20 protein-coding genes and 2 pseudogenes are annotated in these 25,763 nt (G+C 71.3%); 11 read left to right on the top strand and 11 right to left on the bottom strand.

Annotated features, from left to right (window positions below; all coding sequences use genetic code 11):
• Window positions 1–337: 337 nt before the first annotated feature.
• Window positions 338–775, bottom strand: a complete 438-nt coding sequence (locus VE614_RS05190; protein ID WP_324932692.1) for a MerR family transcriptional regulator — start codon at window positions 773–775, stop codon at window positions 338–340.
• 461 nt (window positions 776–1,236) lie between these two features.
• Here VE614_RS05190 and VE614_RS05185 point away from each other — a divergent pair, with 461 nt between their 5' ends.
• On the top strand, window positions 1,237–2,727 hold the full coding sequence (locus VE614_RS05185) for a SulP family inorganic anion transporter (protein WP_324932919.1): 1,491 nt from the start codon (window positions 1,237–1,239) through the stop codon (window positions 2,725–2,727).
• Window positions 2,728–2,772: 45 nt separating this feature from the next.
• Here VE614_RS05185 and VE614_RS05180 read toward each other — a convergent pair.
• The 4 genes and pseudogenes from VE614_RS05180 to VE614_RS05165 all read right to left on the bottom strand — a co-directional run bounded on the left by VE614_RS05180 (window position 2,773) and on the right by VE614_RS05165 (window position 6,944).
• Window positions 2,773–3,483, bottom strand: a pseudogene (locus VE614_RS05180) (class I SAM-dependent methyltransferase).
• A gap of 75 nt (window positions 3,484–3,558) precedes the next feature.
• On the bottom strand, window positions 3,559–5,025 hold the full coding sequence (locus tag VE614_RS05175; protein ID WP_324932687.1) for a serine/threonine-protein kinase: 1,467 nt from the start codon (window positions 5,023–5,025) through the stop codon (window positions 3,559–3,561).
• 240 nt (window positions 5,026–5,265) lie between these two features.
• Window positions 5,266–6,270: a MerR family transcriptional regulator gene (locus VE614_RS05170; RefSeq protein ID WP_324932684.1), complete on the bottom strand. Its 1,005-nt coding sequence runs from the start codon at window positions 6,268–6,270 to the stop codon at window positions 5,266–5,268.
• Entirely contained in the window at window positions 6,264–6,944 is a 681-nt protein-coding gene (locus VE614_RS05165; protein WP_324932681.1) for a HEAT repeat domain-containing protein, read from the bottom strand. Before VE614_RS05165 ends, VE614_RS05170 begins: the two co-directional genes overlap by 7 nt.
• 531 nt (window positions 6,945–7,475) lie before the next feature.
• Between VE614_RS05165 and VE614_RS05160 the strand changes: the two are divergent.
• A pseudogene (locus VE614_RS05160) lies at window positions 7,476–7,721 on the top strand (MFS transporter); the annotation flags it as partial.
• Here VE614_RS05160 and VE614_RS05155 read toward each other — a convergent pair.
• Both VE614_RS05155 and VE614_RS05150 read right to left on the bottom strand, forming a co-directional pair.
• On the bottom strand, window positions 7,716–8,006 hold the full coding sequence (locus VE614_RS05155; protein WP_414719524.1) for a DUF6191 domain-containing protein: 291 nt from the start codon (window positions 8,004–8,006) through the stop codon (window positions 7,716–7,718). The pseudogene VE614_RS05160 and the gene VE614_RS05155 sit on opposite strands and share 6 nt — an antisense overlap.
• 592 nt (window positions 8,007–8,598) lie before the next feature.
• Window positions 8,599–9,636, bottom strand: coding sequence for a GlxA family transcriptional regulator (locus tag VE614_RS05150; RefSeq protein WP_324932675.1), 1,038 nt, complete (start codon window positions 9,634–9,636; stop codon window positions 8,599–8,601).
• 139 nt (window positions 9,637–9,775) lie between these two features.
• Here VE614_RS05150 and VE614_RS05145 point away from each other — a divergent pair, with 139 nt between their 5' ends.
• Window positions 9,776–10,606 carry a dienelactone hydrolase family protein gene (locus VE614_RS05145; RefSeq protein ID WP_324932672.1) on the top strand — a complete coding sequence of 277 codons (831 nt, stop codon included), beginning with the start codon at window positions 9,776–9,778 and terminating at the stop codon, window positions 10,604–10,606.
• An 88-nt stretch (window positions 10,607–10,694) separates the two neighbouring features.
• On the opposite strand, the gene VE614_RS05140 is transcribed toward VE614_RS05145, so the two are convergent.
• Window positions 10,695–12,011: an SGNH/GDSL hydrolase family protein gene (locus VE614_RS05140; RefSeq protein WP_324932669.1), complete on the bottom strand. Its 1,317-nt coding sequence runs from the start codon at window positions 12,009–12,011 to the stop codon at window positions 10,695–10,697.
• A gap of 348 nt (window positions 12,012–12,359) precedes the next feature.
• Here VE614_RS05140 and VE614_RS05135 point away from each other — a divergent pair, with 348 nt between their 5' ends.
• Together VE614_RS05135 and VE614_RS05130 are read left to right on the top strand one after the other, a co-directional pair.
• Window positions 12,360–12,620 carry a hypothetical protein gene (locus tag VE614_RS05135; protein WP_324932666.1) on the top strand — a complete coding sequence of 87 codons (261 nt, stop codon included), beginning with the start codon at window positions 12,360–12,362 and terminating at the stop codon, window positions 12,618–12,620.
• Between the two features lie 14 nt (window positions 12,621–12,634).
• Window positions 12,635–13,168, top strand: coding sequence for a hypothetical protein (locus VE614_RS05130; RefSeq protein WP_324932663.1), 534 nt, complete (start codon window positions 12,635–12,637; stop codon window positions 13,166–13,168).
• Between the two features lie 136 nt (window positions 13,169–13,304).
• On the opposite strand, the gene VE614_RS05125 is transcribed toward VE614_RS05130, so the two are convergent.
• A complete protein-coding gene (locus tag VE614_RS05125; protein ID WP_324932660.1) occupies window positions 13,305–13,784 on the bottom strand; it encodes a diadenosine tetraphosphate hydrolase in 480 nt (159 codons plus the stop codon).
• A 116-nt stretch (window positions 13,785–13,900) separates the two neighbouring features.
• Window positions 13,901–14,833 (bottom strand): GntR family transcriptional regulator, encoded by a 933-nt coding sequence (locus tag VE614_RS05120; protein WP_414719518.1) that lies wholly within the window; start codon window positions 14,831–14,833, stop codon window positions 13,901–13,903.
• Between the two features lie 337 nt (window positions 14,834–15,170).
• Between VE614_RS05120 and VE614_RS05115 the strand changes: the two genes are divergently transcribed.
• From VE614_RS05115 to VE614_RS05090, 6 genes are all read left to right on the top strand, one after another.
• Window positions 15,171–15,695 carry a family 20 glycosylhydrolase gene (locus tag VE614_RS05115; protein ID WP_324932657.1) on the top strand — a complete coding sequence of 175 codons (525 nt, stop codon included), beginning with the start codon at window positions 15,171–15,173 and terminating at the stop codon, window positions 15,693–15,695.
• 34 nt (window positions 15,696–15,729) lie between these two features.
• Window positions 15,730–17,184, top strand: coding sequence for a cellulose binding domain-containing protein (locus VE614_RS05110; protein ID WP_324932655.1), 1,455 nt, complete (start codon window positions 15,730–15,732; stop codon window positions 17,182–17,184).
• Window positions 17,185–17,369: 185 nt separating this feature from the next.
• Window positions 17,370–17,771 carry a hypothetical protein gene (locus tag VE614_RS05105; RefSeq protein WP_324932652.1) on the top strand — a complete coding sequence of 134 codons (402 nt, stop codon included), beginning with the start codon at window positions 17,370–17,372 and terminating at the stop codon, window positions 17,769–17,771.
• Between the two features lie 549 nt (window positions 17,772–18,320).
• Window positions 18,321–19,679 carry an alkaline phosphatase PhoX gene (locus VE614_RS05100; RefSeq protein ID WP_324932649.1) on the top strand — a complete coding sequence of 453 codons (1,359 nt, stop codon included), beginning with the start codon at window positions 18,321–18,323 and terminating at the stop codon, window positions 19,677–19,679.
• A 524-nt stretch (window positions 19,680–20,203) separates the two neighbouring features.
• Window positions 20,204–21,952 carry a SpoIIE family protein phosphatase gene (locus VE614_RS05095; protein WP_324932646.1) on the top strand — a complete coding sequence of 583 codons (1,749 nt, stop codon included), beginning with the start codon at window positions 20,204–20,206 and terminating at the stop codon, window positions 21,950–21,952.
• Between the two features lie 124 nt (window positions 21,953–22,076).
• Window positions 22,077–24,869 (top strand): SpoIIE family protein phosphatase, encoded by a 2,793-nt coding sequence (locus tag VE614_RS05090; protein WP_414719517.1) that lies wholly within the window; start codon window positions 22,077–22,079, stop codon window positions 24,867–24,869.
• Window positions 24,870–24,999: 130 nt separating this feature from the next.
• Here the strand turns inward: VE614_RS05090 and VE614_RS05085 are convergent, their stop codons facing one another.
• Complete coding sequence (locus VE614_RS05085; protein ID WP_324932643.1) at window positions 25,000–25,740, bottom strand: VOC family protein; 741 nt, start codon at window positions 25,738–25,740, stop codon at window positions 25,000–25,002.
• Window positions 25,741–25,763: the final 23 nt, after the last annotated feature.

Genomic DNA, 25,763 nt, shown 5'->3' with positions numbered 1-25,763 from the left:
GCGTCAGGGGTGGAACCTCGCCGTATGACGAACAACAGCACTTCCCAGCTCGGCTCGCACCGCCGGCCGGAGGGTTCCAGGAGGTCGACGGCCACCGTCTTTTCGTGCATCGGTCCGGCAGCGGCGGACCGGCCGTTGCGTTCAGGGGACTGACGCGTGGATCCGCGTCGGCGTCGCCGAGCGGAGCGGACTGGTCGAACTCGCCACCGAGCTGAAGGCCGGGCCGGGCATTCCTGATACTCCTGTCGCGCCGGGTACCGATCCCGCCCAGCAGGCGCTGATACCCGCCGGCCCGACAGGGCGGGGGAGAGGCGGTGACAGCGGGCGCGGGCCGTCCTCAGACGTGCGCGGCGGGGCCCGGTGCGGTGCCGCTCCCGGGAGGGGCTGCCTCCAGCCGGCCGCGGAGGGTGGCGGCGAAGTCCTCGGCCCGCTCCAGTTGGACGCGCAGCTCCTCGACCTTGCGGGTGGCGGCCCGCTCGTAACCGCGCACCCGGCTCAGCAGAGCTTCCCGCTCGGCGGCTCCGGGCTGCTCGTCGGCGTCGAGGCGGTCGGTGGCCTCCAGCAGGTCGCGCATCTCCTCCAGAGTGAAGCCGAGCGGTTTCATACGGCGGATCACCATGAGGCGGGCCACGTCGGCCTCGGTGTAGAGGCGGAAACCGCCCTGGGAGCGGGCGGACGGGGCGACGAGGCCGGTGTCCTCGTAGTGCCGGATGGTTCGCAGGGACAGCTCGGTCCGCGCGGCGACCTCGCCGATCTGCATGTGCTTGCCGTCCACGTCCCTGATCTGGCCCTTCTCGTCTCCGGCGGTGCCGGGGCCCTGCCCGGCCGCCGATCCCTACTCTAACGTTAGGGTAGAGTTTCAGGGTGGTGAGGCCCGGCCTGCCGGGCGTCGTCCTCACCTCTGCGCGGCGCGGGCATGCAGGTCCGGCCGTGCTGCCGTGTCGGGGCCGATGCAGCCCCCGGCGAGGAATCCGAGTCTTGCAGGAGAGATGCGTGCGCGAGTCCGTGGTGCCCGGCGCCGCCGCCTGTCCGCCGTGACGCTTCGCCCCTGACCAGAGCCGGGGCGGGCGCCCCCCGCGCTGCTTCGCAGCCGCCGGCTCACATCGACTTCCGGCCCCGCTCAGCGGGCCCTTCGCGAGAGGCCGGCCCGCCTTCCGCGTCCTCCTTCGCACGCCCGACCCGCCCTCGGGCTGTGCCCGAGTACGACAGGTAGTTGCTTTCTTGTCTTCTTCCGTGATCCCGCCAGGCGCGCGGCTGCGCGCCCTGCGCCCGGACTGGCTGCGTGATCCGAAGGTCTGGCGCACCGAGGTGCTGGCCGGCCTGGTGGTCGGGCTCGCCCTCATCCCGGAGGCCATCTCCTTCTCCATCATCGCCGGGGTCGATCCGGCGATCGGCCTGTTCGCCTCCTTCACCATGGCCGTCACCATCGCCGTCGTCGGCGGACGCCGCGCGATGATCTCCGCCGCCACCGGCGCGGTCGCCCTCGTGATCGCACCGCTCAACCGCGAGCACGGCCTGGGCTACCTCGTCGCCGCGGTCATCCTCGCGGGAGTGTTCCAGGTGGTCCTGGGCGCGCTCGGTGTGGCGAAGCTGATGCGGTTCATCCCGCGCTCGGTGATGGTCGGCTTCGTCAACGCCCTCGCCATCCTGGTCTTCATGGCCCAGGTCCCCGAGATGACCGACGTGCCCTGGCCGGTGTACCCGCTGATCGTGGCCGGCCTGGCCCTGATGGTGTTCTTCCCGAAGATCACCACGGTGATCCCGGCGCCGTTGGCGTCCATCGTGATCCTCACCGTCATCACCGTCGCGGCCGGGATCGCGGTGCCCACCGTGGGGGACAAGGGTGACCTGCCGTCCTCGCTGCCGGTTCCGGGCCTGCCGGACGTGCCGCTGACCCTGGACACTCTGACCACCATCGCCCCGTACGCGTTCGCGATGGCCTTGGTCGGCCTGATGGAGTCGCTGATGACGGCGAAGCTGGTCGACGACATCACCGACACCCACTCCAGCAAGACCCGCGAGTCCATCGGGCAGGGCATCGCCAACATCGTCACCGGATTCTTCGGCGGCATGGGCGGCTGCGCGATGATCGGCCAGACAATGATCAATGTGAAGGTGTCCGGGGCCCGCACCCGCGTGTCGACCTTCCTTGCCGGTGCCTTCCTGATGGTGCTGTGCATCGTCTTCGGACCGGTGGTCTCCGACATTCCCATGGCCGCCCTGGTCGCCGTGATGGTCATGGTGTCGTTCGCGACGTTCGACTGGCACTCGATCGCCCCGGGAACCCTCAAGCGGATGCCCGCCGGGGAGATCACCGTCATGGTGATCACCGTCGTCGGCGTGGTCACCACCCACAACCTCGCCATCGGCGTCGTCGTCGGCTCGATCACCGCCATGGTGGTCTTCGCCAGGCGGGTCGCCCACTTGGCCGAGGTCACCGCGGTGACCGCTGCCGACGGGACGAGCGTGGTCTACCGGGTGACCGGTGAGCTGTTCTTCGCCTCGTCCAACGATCTCGTCGGCCGGTTCGACTACGCGGGAGACCCCGAGCAGGTCGTCATCGACCTGTCCGCCGCCCACGTCTGGGACGCCTCCTCCGTCGCCGCCCTGGACGCCATCGAGACCAAGTACGCCCAGCGCGGCAAGAGCGTGGAGATCACCGGCCTGAACGAACCGAGCGCCCACCTCCACGGCAAGCTCAGCGGCGAACTGGCCGCAGGACACTGACGGGCCCTGCCGCGGACCACCGCTGACCGCGGGGTCGGCGACCGGCTAGCCGTCCGAGCCGGTAGCCGACGGCGGCACCTCGACGACGAAGAACAGGAAGGTCGTCCTGGTCGAAAGGTCGCGCAAGCCGTCGGGAACAGTTCGCGGCCGGGTCGGGCCGCGGCTCGCTGACGACGGAAAGGCGGAATCCGGCGGTGGTGAAGGCATCGGTCATCGCGTGCAACGGCTTGCGCCAGAACCTCATCGGGACGGACTGCCCGCCGACGTCCAGTTGAAGGTACAGCTGGTGGTGGCGAAGCAGCCGGGCCGAGGATCCTGGATCGTGTAGGCCACGAAAGGGTGGTCCACCGACGCGATCAGCCGGCCGCCGGGCCTGAGCACTCGCCGCAGCTCGGCCAGCGTCGGCCCCCAGTCCTCCAGGTAGTGCAGGACCAGCGACGCGACCACGTCGTCGAACGCACCGTCGTCGAACGGGAGAGGGTCGCTCAGGCTTCCCAGGTGCAGAGCTATGTCGTCACCGAGCCGCCGCCTGGCCGGCGCCAGCATCCCGGCGCTGGCGTCGATGCCGGTGACGACGGCACCACGGTCGCGCAGCGCGGCGGACAGAGGGCCCGCGCCGCAGCCGGCGTCAAGGATCCGACGGCCGGTCACGTCGCCGGCGAGGGCCAGCATCGCGGGCCGCTCGTAGTACGCGTTGACGGGACTGTTCTCGTTCTCCGCCGCGTAGGCCTCGGCGAAACCGTCGTAGTCGTTCATCCGGTCCTGATCCACAGACCGGGCGAAGCCCTTGGGCCCGTCGGTTGCGTCACCGAGGCGGCGGTTGGAGGTCTGCTACTCCGACTTCCCCTTCGGGGCCTTGTCCTGGTGAGGATTTCCGGACTTACGGGACTTCTTGGGGCGTTTGCTGGACGTTTGTCCTTCCGATGTCGCGGGCTTTCGCGTATCGGACGTCTCCGTGTGCTGACCGTGCGGTGCGCCGGTCGCGGGGGAGTGTGATGGCGGGGTGGCGCCGTCGCCGACTGTTTCGGTGACTGGTTCCCGGCTCGGGACCGCGGAGGTGAGACCGGGGCGCCGGCCAGGAGCGGGGTCCTGGATCTGTCGGGTGGTGGCGTCGCCGGTGGACGTGTCGCGGGTGGAGGGCGTCTCGGTGGGGCGCCCTTCCTCGGTCCCGGCACGCGTCGAGTCTGGTGGCTCGGCTGTCACGGAGGGCTTGTCGGCAGCCCGTGTCGTGTGGTCACCGCTGCCTTGGTGCGGGGACCCGTCGCTGACGGCGAGAGTCGCGGCCATGGCAGCGGCCAGGGCGGCGGCTCCACCGGCGGCCAGGCGACGTCGGCGTGCGGGTGCGGTCTTCGGCGTGGCCGTTGTGCCTGCGGCGTACGGCGGACGCTGGTGCGTGCGGTCCGCGCGCGCCGATGCCTGCCTGGGCACCAGACTGGTGACGTCAGCCGGGCTGGGGACGGAGACGGGGCCGGTCGTGTCGGCCATGGCGGTCAGTGTCCGGGCGCAGTCGGCTGCCGGTGGGCGGGCCTCCGCTTCCAGCGCGGTCATGTCCCTCAGCAGGCCCGCAAGCTCGTCCGGCAGGGAGCCGGGCAGTTCGGGGCGCCGGTGGAGCCGCGCGATCGCTGCTTCCAAGGGGGCACCGTCATATTCGAGCCTGCTGGTGATGCATTCGAGGAGCACCAGGCCGAGGGCGTAGACATCGGCGGCTGGGCCCACGGGCTGGCCGAGCACCTGCTCGGGAGACAAGTAGGCGGCCGTGCCGATGAGTGTGCCGGTCGCGGTGTGGGTGGTGGCGTCCAGCAGCCGGGAGATGCCGAAATCGGTCAGGTGAGGGCGGCCGGAGGCGTCCAGGATGATGTTCGAGGGTTTCACGTCACGGTGGATGATCCCTGCCTCGTGCGCGTGCGCCAACGCCTGGGCGAGATCGGCACCGAGGGCGGCGGTCTCGCCCGGAGCCAGGGGGCCTGTGCCGATGCGGGTTTTCAGCGTGGGGCCTTCGATCAGCTCCATCACCAGATAGGAACGGCCGTTGTGCCGCCCGGCATCGTAGACGGTGACCAGGCCCGGATGCTGCAGCCGGGCAAGGATCACCGCCTCGTTGTGGAAGCGTTCTTCCGTGTCGAGATCCGTGCCGACGCGGAAGACCTTGACTGCCACCGGTCGTTTGAGACGAAGGTCGAAGCCGCGGTGGACATCGCCGGCGCCACCCGAGCCGATGACCTCGTCAAGGCGATACCGCCCGCCCAGCACTTCCGCGGAGAACCGGGACAGGGCCGGAACCGACTGGCGGAGCCTCATGTCATCTCCCACTGCTTCAAGAGGTACTGCCCACAGGTGTACGCACGCCCTGCAAACTGGCGCTGCACTCGCGTACCCCTGAGCGGCGGCAGTACCCCTGCGACAGCGACCCCTGCTCCCATCACACTCGGCATCGCCCGCCTGCCTGCGGCCGATCATCAGCCACCAGACCTCGAACTCCGACTCGGTGCCTGCCCAGGGATTCGTGGGCCGCAGGCTCGGCAGCCCGCTGGATATCCGTCACCCCGTGTCGCGCAGCTGAAGGAGGTACGCCGCGGTGAGCGCGACGGCACGGTCCGCGTCATGCGAGAGCTCCACGAGGGCACATGACGCCTTGGTCCCCGGGATGCCCGCCAGCGCCTGGGTCAGCCGTCCGCGTGCCGGTGCTTCGGTGGCGCCGTGGGCCAGACGCTCGACGAGCGCGGTCGCGATCTGATCCGCCATCGCGGTGTCGCTCGCCAGCACGCTCAGGGCATCGGCTGCGTCGGTGTCGTTGCGTCCGTCCGAGATCATGTCGATGAGGGTCGGGACCGCATCGGTCACACCTCGTGTGCCGAGCGCCAAAGCCGCGTATCCGCGGACCACGACGTCGGGGTGCCCGAGGGCATCGCGGAGCCGCGCGCCCGCGTCGTCGCCGGGTATCTCGGCGAGGGCCTGCACGGCGCGTTCCCGCACCGCGGCCTCCGGTGAGCCGAGGCCCTGCGCCAGCAGTGCCGGACCGCCGTCGCCCGATCGTGCCAGCGCCCATCGAAGGGTCCCGGCGACGTTCGGATCCGTCTCCCTCAGAACCGCCTCGACCAGGGCTTCCACGGGCACCGGAGCCTCATCGCCCGAGGAAAGGGCGGCGCGCTGGCGTGCGTCGGCGCTCTTCGACCCCAGAGCCTGCAGGAGCGCGACCACCCGGAGGACGGCCTCCCAGCCGACGGGGTCCGCGGCGTGGATGCGGCGCAGCCGTGTGAGCAGCTCGGTCTCCGCCGCGATGCGTTCGCGTGTCTGACGGATGAGGTCGTCGACGAGCGCCGAGGGCGTGAATCCGGGATCGTGCAGCGCGCGTCCGATCTCAGTCAGCGACAGTCCCAGTGACCGCAGGCTCTCGATGTGGAAGATCCGCTGGATGTCCTGCTGGGAGTACTCCCGGTAGCCGGAGCCGGTACGGCCCGAAGGACGCACCAGGCCGAGCGACTCGTAATGCCTGAGCATGCGGGCACTGACCCCGGACCGTCGCGCCACCTCACCGATCAACACGTCCCATCATCCCCCTGGCCGGACCCGCCGAGGGCCACGACGCGCTTGGCCTCCTCGATCGCGGACTCGAATCCGGTGTCGGGGTCGCGCAGCAGCCGTTGTGTGGCGAGCGCGTGCGCGCGTATGCGCGGGTCGGGGGCCGTGGCCGCGGCAAGCAGAGCCGGCGCACTCACTTCGCCCAGCGCGACCAGCGCCCGGCTGAGACTCAGCTGCGTCTCGCGGCCTCCGCGCCCGAGCTGTGTCACCAACACCGCGGCCAACGCGGACTCCTCGCCCTCCGGCACGAGCACGATCGCGGCCCGCCAGGCGCTGCGCGCCACCTCGTCGTCGGCGTCGGACAGGAGCGTCCGGGTGATCGCCGGCCACGCCTGCCGGTCCCCGATCTTGGACAGCGTGTGCAGCGCCTGGCTCCGTGCCTGTGCGCGCCCCGAGCCGACTTCGCGGAGCAGCCTGGGGAGCGTCATGGAGACCGGGTGGCGGGTGAGCGCCCAGGTCAGCATGTCGCGGACGAAGAACTCGGGCTCGATCGCGCTGCGCTCGATGAGCTTGTCGACGAAACGCGGGTCGGGCGTCGTGCCGACCGCCAGTGCGGCCCGCAGGCGCACGGACGAACGACCGTCCTCCAGCCCCTGGAGCGCTCGTTCCGCATCTGTGCCCTGTCTCGTGGGCGTCATCGAACCACCTCCTCGGCAGCAGTGAAGACCTTGTCACCGTGTCAAGGTCAAGCAGGGGAACTGACGCGCAGCCTCGCTCCCCCCACCGCCACAGCCCCAGGCGCGCCTCGGCGCGAACCTGGCACCCGCACAACCAAACGAGTGGGCTGCCCGGGCCGGCGACGGCTTCGGCGGGACCACCGCCTCCACGGACCTCGACGGCGACGGCTACGCCGTTTTCTCGTGAGCCGCCCTCACGGAATCGGCTTTCGCGCCGACGCTCCGCAGACTGCCGTTCGGGCAGCGGAGTGACCCACGAGGAGCTGAGGCATGGTCGGTCGTCCGAGCGCGCGTTGACGCCGTAGGCCGTCGTAGGCCTGTCATCGCGTGCCGTCCTTGATCCGTGGCACAGTGAGCCCCCCCTGCCTGAACCGTCGGTGCGCCTGTCGTGCGCCGGGAGGCGGGCCTCGTACTCGGTAACCCGAGGGGTGGGGCAGACCGCCTCCCAGCTGGGTGAGCACGCGAGCGTGGTGGTCCTGCCACTGATCGCCGATGGCCGTCCGGCAGGCCGTCACCCCGGACGGGATGCAAGGCCGCGTGGCGGCGACGATCACGTTCGCCGGCATGGGCCTGACCCCGCTCGGCTCTCTGCTCGGCGGCTTCCCCGTGGAATGGTGGGGGCTGCGCACCGGTCTTCTGGTGACGGCCGTCGGCATGCTGCTGTCCCCCGCGCTGATGGCGCTGTCCCCGCTCGCCCGACTGGCTCCGCGCCCGTTCCCTTCGGTGCGCGGTTCACCGCCGGCCCTGGCAGGCATCGCGCCTGTCAGCACACGCCTCCTGTGGCAGCACGATGAACGCCGTGCCCTTGGTCAGGTCGATGCTGGATCGGGGCGGCGTCGCACCGTCGCTCTCGTCGTCCCGCCGCAGCAGCTCCACTCTCCGCTGCTCCAGCTCTGCCGTCTTGTTTCCGTTCACGACCGCCGTGAATTCATCGAAGGCGATGCTCGACAACGACCGTCCCGTGCGCCTGCGCACCCAAGGGATCAAGCCCAGTCCCGTGAACCATCGCCATGCGCTCTCCATCAGGGCGAACAGGACCAGACAGGACGCGAACGCCGGGAACGACATGAGCAGAGCCGTCACGGACCGTCCCCCCTCGTCCTCCACACAGCTGACCGCACGGGAAACGGCGGGCAGCTCGGCGTCGTTCTCATCGGACCTGCGAACCGGGAGAACTCCGGACCCCAGCCATCGGTTCGCGCACGGGTCGTTCGCACAGACAGCCCGCGATCCGCCCGGCAGCTCTGTATGTCACCGGGCTGGCTCCCCATCTTGCGGGCGATGCGCTCCGCCCGGAGCGGCCCACGCCGCTCGGTCACCTCGACCGCCGTCGTGGAACTCAACTCGCTGATCGTCATGGGCTCACTGTTCTGGATCCGCAGCGCGCAGGGATCAGCCCAGCGCGTGATCCGCTTCCCCCACGCGGGGGAGGCGCCCGCGCATGAAGATCCACCTCAAGCACGACGGGCTGGAACTTGGAAGGCTGCCGTCGGCGTCGACCAGGTCGGCGAGGACGCGGCAGTGCGCTCAGCGCGGGCTCCACCAGGACGACGCGGGCCCGGCGCGGCGCGTGGCTCATCCTGTGCCGGAGGCCGCACTCGGTGCAGTGACCAGATCACCGTGCGGACCCCCGGGCCTTGCGGCGGAAGGCGGCCCGGTAGGCGCTCGGGCGCCGGCCGGTGTGGCGGGCGAAGAGGGCGGCGAAGGTGCCGGGGTCCTGGTAGCCGACGGCCGCGGCGACGGCGGCGACGGTGCGGTCGGTGGTCTCCAGCAGATGGCGGGCGCGGCGGACCCGGGAGGCCTGCAGATGGGCCAGCGGGCTGCGTCCGGTCTCCGCGGCGAAGCGGCGCAGCAGCGTGCGGGTGCTGACCCGGAAGGCGTCCGCGAGCGCGGCGAGGTCGTACGGCTCGGCGAGGTTCTGGTCGAGCCGACGCATGACCCGCTGGGAGAACTCCCGGCCGGGCTGCGGGAGAAGCCGCGGGTCGACGTACGGGGTCTGGGAGGTCCGCGCGTCGTCGACGAGCGCCACCCGTGCGGTGGCGCGGGCCACCCCGGCTCCGTTGTGCCGGCGGATCAGGTCCAGCGCGAAGTCGTACATCGCGCTGAAGGCCGCCGTGGTCGTCACCCCGGTATCGGTGACGACCAGGCGCTCGGGCCGCACGTCGGCGTCCGGGCAGCGCCTGGCCAGTTCACCGGCGTGCAGCCAGGAGGTGGTGGCCCGGCGCCGGTCGAGGAGCCCGGCCTCGGCGAGCAGGAACGCGCCCACGCACAGAGAGACGACGGCGGTGCCGGCGGCGGCCTGTGCGCGGATCGCCGTGATCTCTGGGGCGAGCCGGGCGAGTCGTGCGTCGAGGTCCGTGTCCGGGCGCAGTTCGAAGCCGGGTACCACGAGGACGTCGACCTCGCGCAGCGGGCGCACGTCCAGGCCGGCGCCACCCGAGGCGGTGACCCGGCGGCGGGGCGAGAGGACCCAGACCCGGTAGCCGGGCGCTTCCGGTCCGGCGACATGCCCGGCCATCGTCAACAGGTCGGGGACGCCGAACACCTCCGACGCGAAGCAGTCCGGGTACGCCAGGACCCCGACCCGCAGCGCACCCGGCCCGGCGGCCCCCGGTCCCGCGCCTTCCCCCGCCTGCCGCGTCGCCTCGGCCATTGCTCCCGCGCCCCCTGCTGTCCCGGCTCCCGGTCGCCGACCGCGTACCGCTCGCCCTCCTCGCGTGTGGCGAGATTACCCCTGTTCTCGGCGATCCCGCCTCTCACCCGGCGGCCCGTCCCGGCACCAGGCTGGCCCCATGAACGACGACGATCCGATCACCGACTTCACCCGCCGGACCGTGGCCGTGGAGGGGGTGGAGAAGACGGTGTACGTCGCCGGGTCCGGGCCCGCGGTCGTGGTGCTGCCCGAGATGCCGGGCGTCAGTCCCGACGTCCTGCGGCTCGCGCGCTGGGTGCGGGACGCGGGCTTCACCGTCCATGTGCCCTCCCTGTTCGGGACGGACGGCGCCTTCCCCACGGTCGAGGGCGGCCGGGAGGTCGTCCGCCGCGCCTGCGTCAGCGCCGAGTTCCGCGCCTTCGCCGGGGGCGGCACCAGCCCCGTGACGATCTGGCTGCGCGGCCTGGCTCGCCAGGCCCACACCGAGTGCGGTGGGCCGGGGGTGGGTGCCATCGGCCTGTGCTTCACCGGCAACTTCGCCCTCACCATGGCTCTGGAGCCGGCCGTGATCGCCCCGGTGGTCAACCACCCGTCGCTGCCCCTCGACGACCCCGGCGGACTCGAACTCGACGCGGCGGACGCGATCGCGGTGCGCGACCGGCTCGACCGCGACGGACTCACCGTCCTCGCCTACCGCTTCGAGGGCGACCGCTGGTGCACGGGGCAGCGCTTCGCCGCCTACCGCGCGCTGCTCGGCGACGCCTTCGACGGGCGCGTCCTCCCGGACAGCGCCGCCAACCCGGCCCCGCCGCCCTTCTTCGCCGCCCTGGTCGGCACCCCGCACAGCGTCGTCACCGCCCATCTCGTCGACGAGGCCGGCCATCCCACGGTCCGGGCCCGCGACGAGATCCTCGCCTTCCTCACCGACCGCCTGCACCCGCACGGGAACCGACCGCTGCCCGCCACCTGACCGGGCCCTGGTCCGCCGGACACCGCCACCTCGCCGGTATCTTCCTCGCCGTCACCCCTTCGTGACGGGGCTGCCCGTTGAGGCAGGTTCAGAGGGCGTCGAGGTCCACGGCGGACGCGATGGCGTGGAATCCGGCTTCGTTGGGGTGCAGGCCGTCCTGGAAGACGTAGCCGGGGCGCGGCAGCGCGGGGTCGGCGGGATCGGCGAGCGCACGGTCGACGTCCAGGACGCCGTCGTACGCGCCGCTGGTGCGTATCCAGTGGTTGACGGCGGTCCGGACCCTCTCGCCTCGCTCGCTGTAGAAGGGGAAGAGAGCCCCCTTCAGGGGCAGGATGGTCGCGCCGATGGCCTTGACACCGCGGGCGTGGGCCGCGCGGATCAGCTCCTTGTGCGCCTCGATGATCTGTCGTGCGGTCACCTGGGGTGCGGGGTCCATGCAGGGATCGCCCATCTGGGGAGCACCGATGTCGTTCCCGCCCAGATGGATGATCACGGTGCGTACGCCGGGACGGTCGAGCACGTCGCGCCGGAAGCGGTCGGTGGCCTTGTCCCCGTAACAGGGGGAGTCGTCGAGGATCCGGTTCCCGGCAATCCCGGCATTGACGACGTCGAGCGGGCGGCGAGCTGCGACGAGGCGTTCGGCGAGCTTGTCCGTGAAGCGGTGGTCGGCGCCGGACGTGGCCCCCGTCCCGTCGATGAGCGAGTCACCGAAAGCGACCACGGTGCCGCGCGGGGGAGCGGTGCCGGAGACCTCCACACCGCTCAGGAAGTACCAGGCGTCGGTGGTTTCCTTGAAGGCCTCGCCGCCGGAGTCGGCCAGGTGGCGCCCGGAGGCGCGGTACGAAGTGGCTGTGGTGAACCGGTGGAACGTGGCCGGGCCGGTGCGGTCGGCGAAGTACAGGGTGACGGTCAGTTTCTCCAGTGGGGACGTGCTCAGGGCTTCGACATCGCTCACGATGTCCCGCCCGGGAGCGATCGTGGTTCCCTGGCTACCGTCGAAGGTCAGGGTGCGTGCCGTGCCGGGCCAGACCCGTGCCTCGCCGGCGGACCGGCCGACGGTCGCGGCGGTGATCCGCAGCGGGGTGGTGCCGTACGAGTTGGACAGCCGGATCCTCAGCGATGAGCCGCCGGTCGTGATGCGGACGACCTGGCGTACGGACTCGTCGGCGAATCCCTGACGTGACCAGTTGTGCCCCCAGTCCTCGCTGCCCTCGACGGGCCGCTGCATGGCTGTGCCCCACGCCCCGGTCCACACCGGCCTGTCGGCGGCGTGCGGCTGCTGCCGGGCGTCCTCGTGGGTCACGGCTGCCGCCGAGACAGCGAGCACGGTGAGCGCCGCCGCGGCGGCGGCGAGCGCGCCCGGTCGTGCCGTGTTCTTCCACGGTCGTGGTGTTGCTGAACGCATCAGGCGTCTCCTCGGAAAAGGGTGATGAGGAGATTTCAGCGTTCTTCGCGCCGGAGATCATCGGGGCTGTCCCCCGGATCCGTTCTCGGGTTTGCCCTACCCAGGGCCGGAGGAAACGTTGCCTCGGGGAACCGTGGATGACCGGCTCGTTCCGGCCGTGAGCACGGCATCGCCGAGCAGTTCGTGCTTGCGCGGTGATCTCGCGGCCGGCAGGGAGAGCAGGACGTGTCGTGGGCCTGCGGAGCCTCATCTTCCATATCTGTCCGCGCAGTTGGCGGCTTGCCGTACCACCCCCGGGGTAGCCGAGAGTCCCAAGGACACACCCGCACATCCTCGGAGGAATCGTCCATGACGCAAGGGAAATCCCCGCAGAAGTCGGGACTCGGCACGCTCGAACCCGGCACCAGACAGCGCGCCCAGTTGCCCACCCGTATCGCCGACATCGCCTGGACCGCACTGTGGGTCCTGGTCGCTCTGTGGGCGGTCTGGGCCTCCGTCGGCGCCGTGCGCGGAACGACCGCCTGGGGCTACTGCGCCGTGGCATGGGTGCTGCTGGCCATCGCATTGACGATGCGGGTCCTCGTCGTCCGCCGCCGGACCCGGATATAGCGGGGAGGCCGCCCGTGGAACGCGTCAACGCCTATCTCGGCAAGCACCTGTGGCTCCAGGTCGCGCTGTCCGTCCTCATCGCCAGCGCCGTGGTTCTGCTGTTGTTCCCGGAGCGCTCGGCCGCCTCGGCCGTGACCCGCGTGGCAGTCGCCTCCCTCGGCGGTGTCATCGTCCTGACCGTCGTACGGAGGAAGGAGAAGCGTGCCGCCGGAGGGTCGGCGGACGACCTCGTGTCGCTGGACCGGAAGCTGCGCCGGGGTGAGGTACCCACCGACCCGCATGAGCGACAGGCCATGCGCGACTTGGCCGGGCAGCGCCTGCACCGCACCCGCCACCGCGTCGCGGCCCAGGTCTTCCTCGCCGTCATGTGGTCCGTCCTCGTGGCGCTCACGGCACTCACCGCGAGCCTGCGGCAGACGCTCGGCATGGCCGTGGTCGCCGGGGCCTTCCTGATCTGGCTCGTCCTGTACGGGAACCGCCAGCACCGGCGGCTGCGCGCCATGCACGAGGCGCTCACCACCGACGCGGCTCGGGAACACCGGCAGTGAGTGTCTTGAGTGGGGCCCATGCCTCACGACGGGCCCCCGGCGCGTCAGGGCGGTGGCTTCGCGGAAGCGGTCTCCACCGGCGAACGCATCCATGGTGGCCCATCGCTCCGATGCGGCAGCGGTGCGTCGGCGTGCCTCAGGCCATCGGCCGCAACGCGTCCAGTTCGCTGCCGATCGCGTCCCGCAGCACATCGTGCTGCGGGCCCAGCGCGAACTGCTCGTCGCCCCACCGGCTACGCGGATACAGCCACACGGGCTCGCCCGCCAGCTCAGCCGGCTCCCACTCGTACCGCGGCCAGACGTGGGCATGCAGGAACGGATCCGTGTTGCCGAGGATCTCCAGATTGACCCGGCGGAAAGCAGGGTCCAGGCGCCCGCAGGCCCGCTCGACCGCTTCTCCGAGTTGGTCCATGTCGGACAGAAACGCAAGCCGCTTGGTCCTCGGCAGGTCAGACAGCCGTTGAACACCCGGATCGTCCGCGAGGAGAACCGAGTAGCCAGGCAGGAACTGGACGTCGCCGATCACCGCGAAGCCGGATTCGAGTCGCCGCAGCACGGTCGGATTCTCGCCCCGCAGGGCGGTTCCGATGCGGTCCGTCCGCCGATTACCGGTCACGGCGTGAGCCTACCCGCAGGTGAACAAGCCGCTCTGAGCCACGGAGCCGCGACGTGTTCGACTTCGGCCGGACGGCGACGGCCACGTCCGGTCAAAACGCCGGCAGGCACCCGCACCTACCCCTGAACGTCTCCGAGCGTCGAGGCCGCGACCGGGTTGCCGTGGGCGAAGTCGCCGGGCGGGATGCCGGGGTGGTGCCCGGCCGGCGGCTCGGCGGGTGCCGCGTCCGTGGCGAGTTTCAGGCGGGAGACGATGCGGTAGCGGTCACCGCGATAGATCGAGTGGACGTACTCCACGGGCCGCCCGGTGGAGTCGCTGGTCAGGCGTTCGAAGAGGAGGGCCGGGAAGAGTTCGGGCACGTCCAGTACCTCCGCCTCGGCACGCGTCACCACCGTGGGTTCGATCGCCTGCGTCGCGTCGCTCACGTGCACGCCGTGTTGCGTGCGCAGGTGCTGGTAGAGGTCGCCGTGTTCCAGTTCGCGAGCGGTGAGGCCGGGAACCAGGGCGGCGGGGATGTGCAGGTGCTCGATGGCCATCGGGGAACCGTCGACCAGGCGCAGCCGGGCCACGTAGAAGATCTCGGCAGCGGGGGAGAGGCGCAGTTTGCGGCCGACCCGGGCGCCTGCCGGCATGGTGGTGAACTCCAGGAGCCGGCTGGTCCAGGTGCCCGATGCCTGCGGCACACTGAGCGAGTACCTGTCCTGCACGAGTTCCTGGGTGATCTTCTCGGGAGCGACGAAGACGCCCCGACCGTGCTCGCGGACGAGGATGCCGGCGGTGACCAGTTCGTCGACGGCCGCACGCAACGTGGGCCGTGAGACGCCGAGTTGGACGCACAGCGTCCGCTCGGAGGGAATGGCGTCCCCCGGATCGCGTTCCTCGACCATGTTCAGCACCGCGTCGCGGACCCGCTCACGTTTGAGGACGCCACCGGGGCGGATTCCGTCCGGCTCGACCGCCCGGGGTGTCGGGACCGCCTCAGGCGTCTCGGGTCCTCCCGGTATCGCGGCGCCGGTCGCTCCGGCCACTCCCGGATCCCTGTCGCCCATCCGCGCCGTCCCCTCTTCCACGCCGGTACCGCGTGGATGCGTCTGACCAGCTTCAGCCATCCGGCCGAACGAGACAACTGGTAAGGACCAGTCTGCGTCTGTCGATCCACTGTGGATCACGGTCGCCCACGCGATCGACCCGCCGAGCGTGGTCAACGCACCTTGAGTTGCAAGGGGTTGACGGCCTCATTGGTCCATGCCAGTTTCTTCCCTCACCACCATGTCACTTGTCCAGTTGGGCAAGTGGTCAGGTTCCCAGGGGTGTTGTTCCGTCTGCCCCGCGTACCTCTGCCGCCCAGCCCGTCCCACGCGCCCCCTCCCGGAAGGCCGCCCACCCGTGCCCGCACCCCGCCGAGACCAGGCCCCGCTGCCCCGGCCCACCCGGCTCTCGCTGCGCTCCGGGCACTTCACGTGGCGCGAATCCGCCCACGCCGCCCAAGCCCCGCGCCGCGGACACGACGTCGTCCTCACCCACCACCGCACCACTTGCCTCGGCTACGCCCAGGACGACAACCCCGGCGGTACGCCCGTCCAGCCGGGCCCCGTCGTCGACCTGCGCACCGTCCACCGCGGCGACCCCGAACCGACGACCTCGACGCCCGGCGGCGGACGGATCCTCGGCATCCAGGCGCAGATCCGGACCGAGTTCACCCCCACCGCCGCCGATCTCGACCGCCTCGCCCACCCCCGGCTGTGCGCACTCGCCGAGCGGGCCTGGACCGGCCTCACCACCTGGCCGGACTTCACCCGGCGGCTGACCGCGCACACCCGGCGGCTGGACGCCCTCGGCGTCCGCCGGCACCACCCTGCGACCGCGCCGCCGTCCAGCGCGGCGCCCGCCCGTACAGCGCCCTCCGCGTGACCCCACACCAACACACCACGGAGAGGACACCACCGTGACCAGTCACGACAACCGACCGGCGCAGCGACGCCGCACCAGGCTGCGTGCCGTCCTCGCGACGGCCGCCGTCACCGCCCTCGGCGCCACCGCCCTCGCCGCCCTGCCCGGCACCGCCACGGCCGCGGGCGGGCTGACGGTGCAGTACCGCACCAGCGCCTCGGGCGCCACGGCCGACCAGAGCGAGCCCTGGTTCAAGGTGCGGAACACCGCCACCACCACCCTGCCGCTGAGCGAGGTCAAACTCCGTTACTACTTCAAGGCCGACGCGCCGGGCGCCGTCTACCGCTTCGCCTGCTCCTGGGCGGCCAAGGGCTGCGCCAACATCACCGGCACCTTCGGCAATCTCGCCAACCCCACCGACACCGCCGACCGCTACCTGGAGATCGGCTTCACCTCCGGCGCCGGCTCCCTGGCCCCCGGCACCGACACGGGCGACATGCAGCTGCGCTTCCACCAGTCCACCTGGCAGCCGCTGCGGCAGAGCGACGACTACTCCTTCGGCGTGAACCAGACCGCCTACGGCGACTGGACCAAGGTCACCGCCACCCGCGCCGGAAGCCTCGTCTGGGGCGCCGCCCCGGCCGGCAACAACCCCACCGACCCGCCGACCACCCCGCCGCCCACGACGCCCCCGCCCGGCGGTTCGGGAACCCTCTGGGACGACTTCAGCTACACCTCCCACACCGACCCGAAGATCTCCGCCAACGGCTGGTCCGTCCGCGCCAACTCCGGCGGCCCCGGCGTCCCCGGCGCCACGTGGGACCCCTCCAACGTCACCTTCGCCAGCGGCAACGGCAACACCGTCATGACGATGGAGACCTCGACGGCGGGCACCGCCGCCACCACCGAACACACCGAAGTGCTCACCAAGGCGACCAAGTTCAAGAACGGCACCTACGCCGCCCGCGTCAAGTTCAGCGACGCCCCCCGGTCCGGACCCGATGGCGACCGACTCGTCCAGACCTTCTTCACCATCAACGACCTCAAGGCCCCGATGGCCGACGACTACGCCGAGTACGACTTCGAGTACCTCCCCAACGGCGGGTGGGGAGAGCCAGCCAACATCCTCTACACCACCTCCTGGGAGACCTACAACCCCGACCCGTGGCAGGCGGTCAACCAGCACACCGAAAGCCGCCAGAGCTACGCCGGGTGGCACGACCTCGTCGTCACCATCGACAACACCTCCGTCAAGTACTACGTCGACGGCCGGCTCTTCGGCACCCACGACGCCGCCTACCTGCCCGAACGCCCCATGTCCATCAACTTCAACCAGTGGCTGATCGACCTCGACGGCCAGACGTCCACGACGCCCCGGGCCTACGAGCAGCAGGTCGACTACGTGCTCCACGTCAAGGACCAGGTCCTGACCCCGGCCCAGGTCAACGCCAGGATCGAGGCGTACAGGTCGGCCGGTACCGCCTTCGAGGACACGGTGCCCACGACCTGAACGACCCCGAGCCGGCCGTACAGCCCGACGGCTGTACGGCCGGCTCGGAGCGGCGGCAGAGGGTTCCGCAGCCGGAAGGGCATCGCGCCGTTGTCAGTGGTCTCCTGCATGATGCGCGGAAACTGATCGAGATCGTCGGAGCTGGGTAGGCGCTTGTGGTCGTCCCAGCTCGAGGAGGCCACTCTATGCAGCCCGTCCCCGGTCCGGCCCTGTCACGCGGCACGGAACGTCCGCGGACAGCACCGGCGGAGATCCTGTCGCACCGGAGCCGGTCCTTCGCTCCCGTCAGCACCGTCGGCGCCGATCTGCTGCGGATCGTCTCCGACCCCTCAACGCCCGTGTTTCTCACGGTGCATGCGGGAGGCCGTCGCAGATACAGCTACTGGCAGCCACTCGACGACCGCAGCGGCAGGGGCAGTTGCTATGTGGCGCTGCCCACCGACGAGTGCGACGCCCTCCACCGGGCCGGCCGGATCACCCTGGGCGATCCGGTCGTGGATCCCGCCAGGACGATCTACCGCGTCCGGACGGTGGACACGAGCATGCGCGCGACACGCGCGACCCGGCGGGAGGCGCGAACGGCATGAGAGGGACCGGGACCCCATGGTGGGCCCGGGGTCGCCGAGCGTGGGGCGCGTCTGGCCCAAAGCCGACAACTCCTCGTCCGCGCCGAGCAGGTCATCATGGAGGGCCGAGGGACAGGCCTTCGCTGTCCTCGCATTCCACGACGAACGACCAGTCGCCGCTTTGGCCGATGCGGCCGACGCCGTAGATCCGCGTGAGGTCGGCCATGCGGGACGCCTCCTGGACGGTGAGGGCGGGACCGACCTCGACCGGCTCATGGCCGGCCGTGCGCTCGGCCGGCCGCTGAGGGGTGAGGCCGCGGGCGCAGGTGATGTGAGGCGGAGGACCTGCGGGTCAGTGTGTCCGGCTTCGGATTCCGCCCCACCACCGGCTCCCCCACCCGACCCGCATCCCGCCGGCGCCCGCGCGGGGCACGGCCGCTCCCGGTGGCCGGGTTCGCAGCAGGTTGTCTCACCGCTCACCTTCCGTTCAACGGCGCACCGAGGGTTTACTCCTGAGGTGACTGGCGCCGCCCCCTCTTTCTGACAGTTCGTCGTATCGAGAGGACCCCCATGACAGAGACGTCCGCGGGAAGACCGAACGGTTCCGGCTTCGAACGGCGCACCCTGCTGCGCGGAGCGGCGGTGGCCGCGGCCGCCTCCGTTCCCTTCCAGGCCCTCGCCGCGCGCACGGCGGCGGCCGCTCCGGTCAAGCTCGAATTCGACCCGGGCTACGGCCCGCTGAGGCCGGTGAAGGACCAGGCGACAGGGCTGGAACTGCTCCAGCTGCCGCGCGGGTTCGAGTACATCTCCTACGGCTGGACGAACGACCTGATGGACGACGGTGTGCGCACGCCGGGTGCGCATGACGGCATGGCGGCCTTCCGTCACGGCGACAAGGTCCATCTGGTGCGCAACCACGAGATCGCCGCCGGTGCCGCCTTCACCGCGCCCGCCTACGATCCCGGCGCCGGCGGCGGCACCACCACTCTGGTGTTCGACCCGGACGCCGGCCAGTGGCTGGAGTCGTACGGCAGCCTCGGCGGCACCATGCGCAACTGCGCCGGCGGGCCGACCCCGTGGAAGACGTGGCTGACCTGCGAGGAGTCCTTCTCCACGGTCTCCGGGAAGCGGCACGGCTACATCTTCGAGGTGGCCTCGGAGGGCAAGGGCAACCCCGAACCGTACCGGGCGATGGGCCGGTTCAACCACGAGGCGGTCGCCGTGGACCCGGCGACGGGTTACGTCTACGAGACCGAGGACCGCCCCAACGCCTCGCTGTACCGGTTCGTTCCCGCGGTGCCCGGCGACCTGGCCAAGGGCGGCCGGCTGGAGGCGCTGCGCATCGGCGACACCTCGTACGACACCCGTCTCGACGGCGAGCGGTGCTACGGCACCGTCTCCTGGGTGCCGGTGGACGACGTCGACCCGGCGACCGACACGGTCCGGGCCCAGGCGCAGGCGAACGGCGCGGCGGTGTTCAGCCGGCTGGAGGGCGCCTGGTACGGCAACGAGCGCATCTATGTGATCACCACCGACGGCGGTCCCGTCCGCCAGGGCCAGGTCTTCGAACTCGACCCCTGCACCGACGAGTTCCGGGTGCTGTTCGCCTCGCCCGGCGCCGAGGTCCTGAACAACCCCGACAACATGTGCGTCAGCCCGCGCGGGGGCCTCGTGCTGTGCGAGGACGGCACCGACACGGAGTACGTGCAGGGGCTGACCACAGAGGGCGAGATCTTCCGGTTCGCCGCGAACACGGTGGACCTGCGCGGTGGGACCGCGGGCAAGAACGTCCCGGCGGCCGACCACCGGGGCTCGGAGTGGGCCGGTTCGGTGTTCGAGCCGAAGAAGGGCAAGTGGCTGTTCGTGAACGTCCAGACCCCCGGCATCACCTTCGCCATCACCGGGCCCTGGGTGCGCGGCGCGCTGTGAGGGGCCGGCCCGCCGGCGATCCGTGAGTCACCGGCCGAGGTCGGTGAAGCCCGCCCAGCGCCGTAGGCCGCCTGGGTCCGTGGAGCGGACCTGGGCGGCCGGCAGGGAGGCACCGCCGTGGGCGGCCGTCCCGGTCGTCGGCCGTGCCCGTCCGGTGGTCGCACTCCGCCTGGTCCTTGTGCCGGTGGTCGGCTCGGCTGGTGATGGCGGTTGCCCGGCCCGCGTCTCGGCCGCGCCATCGGATCGTGGTGGCCCCGCATGTCCCCCGTGCTCGTGCACGCGGCGCGGACCTCCTCCTGACCTGCGTCCTGTGACCGTCACCGTGTCCGACGCACCCTGTGGATCCGTCGCGCTGTGGTGTCGCGGCGGTGAAGGGATGAGAGGGTGATCAGGCCTCTTCATGCCGCACAGGGTGAGTCTGGTTCTCGGCGTGGGGGGCATATGGACGTGCACGTGAGAGCGGTAGCGCAGCAGGTGTGCCGGTGCCCTGGCGGGAATGTGGAGCGGCAGGAGAGAAGAGGATCATGGCCGGAACGGAGCCTGCGGAGGTTCCCGGGAAGTCGGGGGCGCCGTCGGCCGCGCTCACGGGGCGTTTGGACGCGATCGGTGCCGGGGCGTACGTCGTGGACGTGCGGGGCCGGATCATCGCCGTCAACGCCTTGGCCGAACATCTTCTGGACCGGCCTGCCGCGGATCTCCTCGGCCGGGACGCGCATGATCTGCTGCACCGGGACGCCGGCGGCCGGCCCCTGCCGACGGCCCAGTGCCGTATGCGGCAGGCTTTCCACGCCGGGCGACCCGCCCAGGCGGAGGGGGACTGGTTCGCGCGCGCCGACGGTTCGCTGCTCCCCATCTCATGGTTGATCGCTCCCTACGAGGCCGGCGGTGACGAGGCGGCCACGCTTGTGCTCTTCCACGCTGTCGACCGCCCCCGGGAGGAAGCCCCCCAGTCTGATCGGACGGCCGAGCCGCTGACGGAACTCGAGCGGTTGTCGTTGCTGGCGGAAGCCACGGCGCGATTGACCTCCACACTTGACGCGGAGGAGACGGTTCGGCGGCTGGTGGCCCTGGTGGTGCCCCGGTTGGCGGAGTGGGTGGTCATCGATTTGATCACTGAGCGTGATGAGGTGTGGCGTTCGGTCGTCGCTCACGGCGAGGGAGGCACCCTGGTGCACCACGACGACCTCCAGGGGCCGATGCCTCCGCTTCCCGAGGACTCGCCGATGCCTCTGTCCAGGGCCCTGCGCGGGGTCGCTTCCGCGGTGGCCGCGCCGGAGACCTATCAGCGGGAGCCGGATTCCGGTATCGCCCTCGAGCAGCGTCGCCTGTTCGACGTCACCGGCATGCACTCCGCCGCCATCGCCCCCATCCGCAGCGCCCGTGAGGTCCTGGGTGCCCTGACTCTGGGCCGCGCCGGCGGGTCGCAGCCGTTCACTCCCGATGACCTGCCCCTGATCGAGGACATCGGCCGCCGCGCCGGGATCGCGCTGGACAACGCGCGTCTCTACCAGCGCCAGCGCAAGGTCGCCGAGACCATGCAGAACCATCTGCTGCCTCAGATGCCGCGCGTGCCGGGACTGGAGATGACTGTCCGCTACCTGCCCGCGCCCAACGCCTCGCAGGTGGGCGGTGACTGGTACGACGCCTTCCGGCTGTCCGACGACGCCACCGCACTGGCCATCGGAGACGTCGTCGGCCACGACCTGGAGGCCGCGGCCGGCATGGCCCAGCTGCGCAACATGCTGCGCGCTTACGCCTGGTCCCAGCAGGAGCCGCCCAGCCGGATCGTCGAACGGCTCGACGAGGCGGTCATGCACATCACCGACGTCAGCATGGCCACCGTGATCCTCTCCCGGGTCGAAGAGACGGCCGACGGCAACTGGAAGCTGTCCTGGACCAACGCCGGCCACCCGCCCCCGCTGCTGATCAGCCACGACGGCCTGGCCCGCTACCTCACCGACGGCCACGGCATCCTCCTGGGAACCGGAGTGAGCAAACCCCGCTCCGACGCAACGGCCCTCCTGCCGCCCGGATCCACCCTCGTCCTCTACACCGACGGCCTGATCGAAGAACCCGGCCACACCCTCGACGAAGGCCTGGACCGCCTGCGACGGCACGCCGCCGCCCTCGCCCACCGTCCGCTGGCCTCCTTCACCGACCAGCTGCTGCGCCGGGTACGCCCGGCCGACAACGATGACGACGTCGCTCTGCTGACCCTGCGCATCCCCACCCGGGCACGCGCGAACCCGGCGGCCCCCGAAAGCCGCCGGTAGGCGGCATCCCCACGCCGGGTGCCCGGACGTGAGTGTGGGCGGCGGTCACGCAGACCATGGTCATCACGCGGGACGCGGTGACCCGCACTCGCCCGCACAGAGGGCGTAATGCTAGAAATGGGACATGATCGGTCCTTCTCGCCGCCCTCGTCCGGGACCGGCGAGAGCGGCGCCGCTCGGCGAAGGGCGTTCGTTCGGCTCGTCCCGCCGCCCGGCGGTGTGGCATTCCCCGGGACGCCGTCTGTCGGCCCCCCTGAGCGTCCGTACGCTCGCCGCGCAGGTCTTCCTGCTGCAGGTCCTGATCATGCTGGTGCTCGTCACGGTGGCGGTCGCGGCCCTGGTGGTGCAGGGGCGGTACGAGGCCGAGCAGGGCGCCGAGAACCGTGCGCTGGCGGCGGCGGAGGCGTTCGCGCACGCGCCCGGCACAGCCGCCGCGCTGCGATCACCGGACCCGACAGCGCAGCTCCAGCAGGCGGCGGAGGGCGCCAGACGAGGTTCCGGCGTCGACTTCATCACCGTCCTGGACCCGCGGGGGGTACGGCTCACCGACCCCCGGCCGGAGCTGATCGGCACCCGGGCGCAGGGCGTGGGCCCGGCCGTGGAGGGAGAGGCCTTCACCGAGACATTCCACGGCGACCCCGCCGACGCCGTACGCGCGGTGGTCCCCGTACGGGACGACGGCGGACGCGTGGTCGGCATGGTCAGCGCCGGAATCCAGTTCGAGAACCTGGGGCAGGTGCTGAACCAGCAGCTCCCGGTGATGCTGGCAGCGGCGGCCGGCGCGCTCGCGCTGGCCACCGTCGGCACGGCACTGGTCAGCCGGCGGCTGAGCCGGCAGACGCACGGCCTGGGCCCGGCCGAGATGACACGGATGTTCGAGCACCACGACGCCGTGCTCCACGCGGTGCGCGAGGGCGTTCTGATCATCGGCGGTGACGGGCGCCTGATCCTCGCCAACGACGAGGCACGCCGGCTGCTGGACCTCCCCCCGGACGCCGACCGGCGGCCGGTCAGGGAACTGGGTCTCGGCCCGCGCCTGACCCGGCTGCTGGGATCGGCCGAACCGGTCTCCGACGAGGTGCTCCCGGCCGGTGAGCGGCTGCTGGCCGTCAACGCCCGGCTCATCGAGCAGGCTGGCGGCGCCCCCGGATTGGTGGCCACCTTCCGCGACACCACGGAGCTGCGGGCACTGACCGGCCAGGCCGAGGTGGCGCGCGGACGGCTGACCCTCCTGTACGAAGCGGGCGTACGCATCGGCACCACCCTGGACATCCGGCGCACGGCGGAGGAACTCGCCGAGGTGGCGGTCCCCCGCATGGCCGACTTCGTCACCGTCGAACTCCTCGACTCCGTTCTGCGCGGCGAGGAACCGACCGGCGCCGTACGACGGATGCGGCGCACCGCGCTGAGCGAGGCCCGGGGCGGGCATCCGCTGCAGCCGGTCGGGGACCTGATCCAGTTCGTGGTCGCCGACACCCCGATGGTGGCGGCCCTGCACCGGGGCAAGGCCGTACGGGTCGCGGACCTGCACAGCGCCCACGACTGGCGGGCCCAGGACCCGGAGGGGGCCCACCAGGCGCTGGAGTACGGCATCCACTCGCTGATCACCGTGCCCCTGCGGGCGCGGGGTGTGGTCCTCGGGATGGTGAACTTCTGGCGGGGGGCCGGCTCCCTTCCCTTCGAGGAGGAAGACGTCGCGGTCGCCGAGGAACTGGTGGCCCGGGCCGCCGTGGCCATCGACAACGCCCGCCGCTACGCCCGCGAGCACGCCCTGGCCGTGACCTTGCAGCGCAGCCTGCTGCCCCGGGACGTCCCGGACCAGGAGGCGCTGGAGATCGCCTGGCGGTACCTGCCCGCACAGGCCGGCGTCGGCGGGGACTGGTTCGACGTCATTCCACTGCCCGGCTTCCGGGTGGCACTGGTCGTCGGCGACATCGTGGGGCACGGGCTGCACGCCGCGGTGACCATGGGCCGGCTGCGGACCGCGGTGCTGAACTTCTCCTCGCTGGACCTCTCCCCGGACGAACTGCTCAGCCACCTCGACGAGATGGTGACCCTCCTGGACGCACAGACGTCGAACGGCCACAGCGACGGTGCCCCGGTCACCGGCGCCACCTGCCTGTACGCCGTCTACGACCCGGTCGGCGGGCACTGCACCCTCGCCCGGGCGGGGCACCTCGCACCGGCTGTGGTCGATCCGCGGGGCACAGTCACCTTCCCCGACATTCCCCTGTCACCGCCGCTGGGAGTGGGCGGGCATCCCTTCGAGACCGGCGAGCTGGATCTGCCCGAGGGCAGTCGGCTCGTGCTGTTCACCGACGGACTGATCGAGAACCGCGGACGCGACATCGACGAGGGCCTGCGCAGGCTCCGCTCGGCGGTCGCCGATCCGGACCGCACACCGGAGGAGACGTGCCGCGCGGTCATGGAGTCGATGCTGCCCGACCGGCCCGGCGACGACGTGGCACTGCTGGTCGCCCGGACCCGGCTGCTCGACCCGTCCCGGGTGGCGGCCTGGGACGTGCCGTTCGACGTGACGGCCGTCTCACGCGTCCGGGCGGAGGCGGGTCGCCGGCTCGCCGACTGGGGTCTGGAAGAGTCGTCCTTCACCAGCGAACTCGTCCTCAGCGAACTCCTCACCAACGCGATCCGCTACGGCGCTCCGCCCGTACGGGTCAGGATGCTGCTGGGCCGCACCCTGGTGCTGGAGGTCTCGGACGGCAGCAACACCTCACCCCGCATGCGCCGCGCGGCCACCACCGACGAAGGAGGCCGCGGCCTGTTCCTCGTCTCCCAGTTCGCGGACCGCTGGGGCACCCGCTACGCCGCGAGGGGAAAGGTGATCTGGGCCGAACAGGCACTGGGCCGTACCGCCGAGCCGGACGCCACCGCACTGATCGACCAACTGGCCTGGTGACGGGTCACATACCGGTCCGGCACGGTGCGGTGGCCGACCCCGGGCAGGGGTCTGTGACCTGGCGTTCCAGTGGGGGAGCCGAGCGCTGTGGCCGGCGAGCGTGCTCTCGGGGTGTCGTCGAGGCTCCCTGTCAGGACAGGGCGAGAACGCAGAAGTCCTGGCCCTCGGGGTCGGCCAGGCAAGTCCACGGGACGTCGCCCTGGCCGAGGTCGAGGTCGGTGGCGCCGAGGGCCCGGAGCCGTGCCACCTCCGCCGCCTTGTCGTCACCGGGGTACGGCAGCAGGTCGAGGTGGACGCGGCCCGGCACGGCCTTCACGTCGGGCGTGCGCAGGAATTCGAGATACGGGCCGACGCCCTTGGCGGAGCGCAACACCGCATGATCGTCGGTCACCTCGTGCAGGGCCCAGTCCATCGCCTCGCCCCAGAACCGGGCCATGGCCCGCGGATCCGCGCAGTCGACCACCACCGCGGCGACAGGCCCGGTGTCACGGTGGATCTCCCGAGGCTCCAGCACGCAGAACTCGTTGCCCTCGGGGTCGGCGAGGACCGTCCACGGCACTTCGCCCTGGCCCACATGGGCGGGCGTCGCACCGAGATCCCGCAGGCGCGCGACCAACTCCGCCTGATGGGCCGCGGAGGTGGTGGCGAGATCGAGGTGCACCCGGTTCTTCGCTGTCGTCTTGCGTTCCGGGACGGGAACGACGTTGATGCCCAGGAAGACGGGGTCCGGCCAGACGAAGCCACCGAGGGGTCCGACATAGGTGGTCACGCCCGGTCTGTAAGCGCTCCAGCCGAGCGCCTCCGCCCAGAATTGGCCGACCGCCGAGTCATCAAGAGCCTTTATGTTCACTTGAGCAGGTCGCAGGGGCATGCCGGTGATCCTATGCGCCGCAC

Source organism: Streptomyces sp. (assembly GCF_035645055.1).
In the GTDB taxonomy this organism is placed as follows: domain Bacteria; phylum Actinomycetota; class Actinomycetes; order Streptomycetales; family Streptomycetaceae; genus Streptomyces.
The sequence above is the reverse complement of the archived record's forward strand: the minus strand, read 5'-3'. Positions and strand labels throughout refer to the sequence as shown.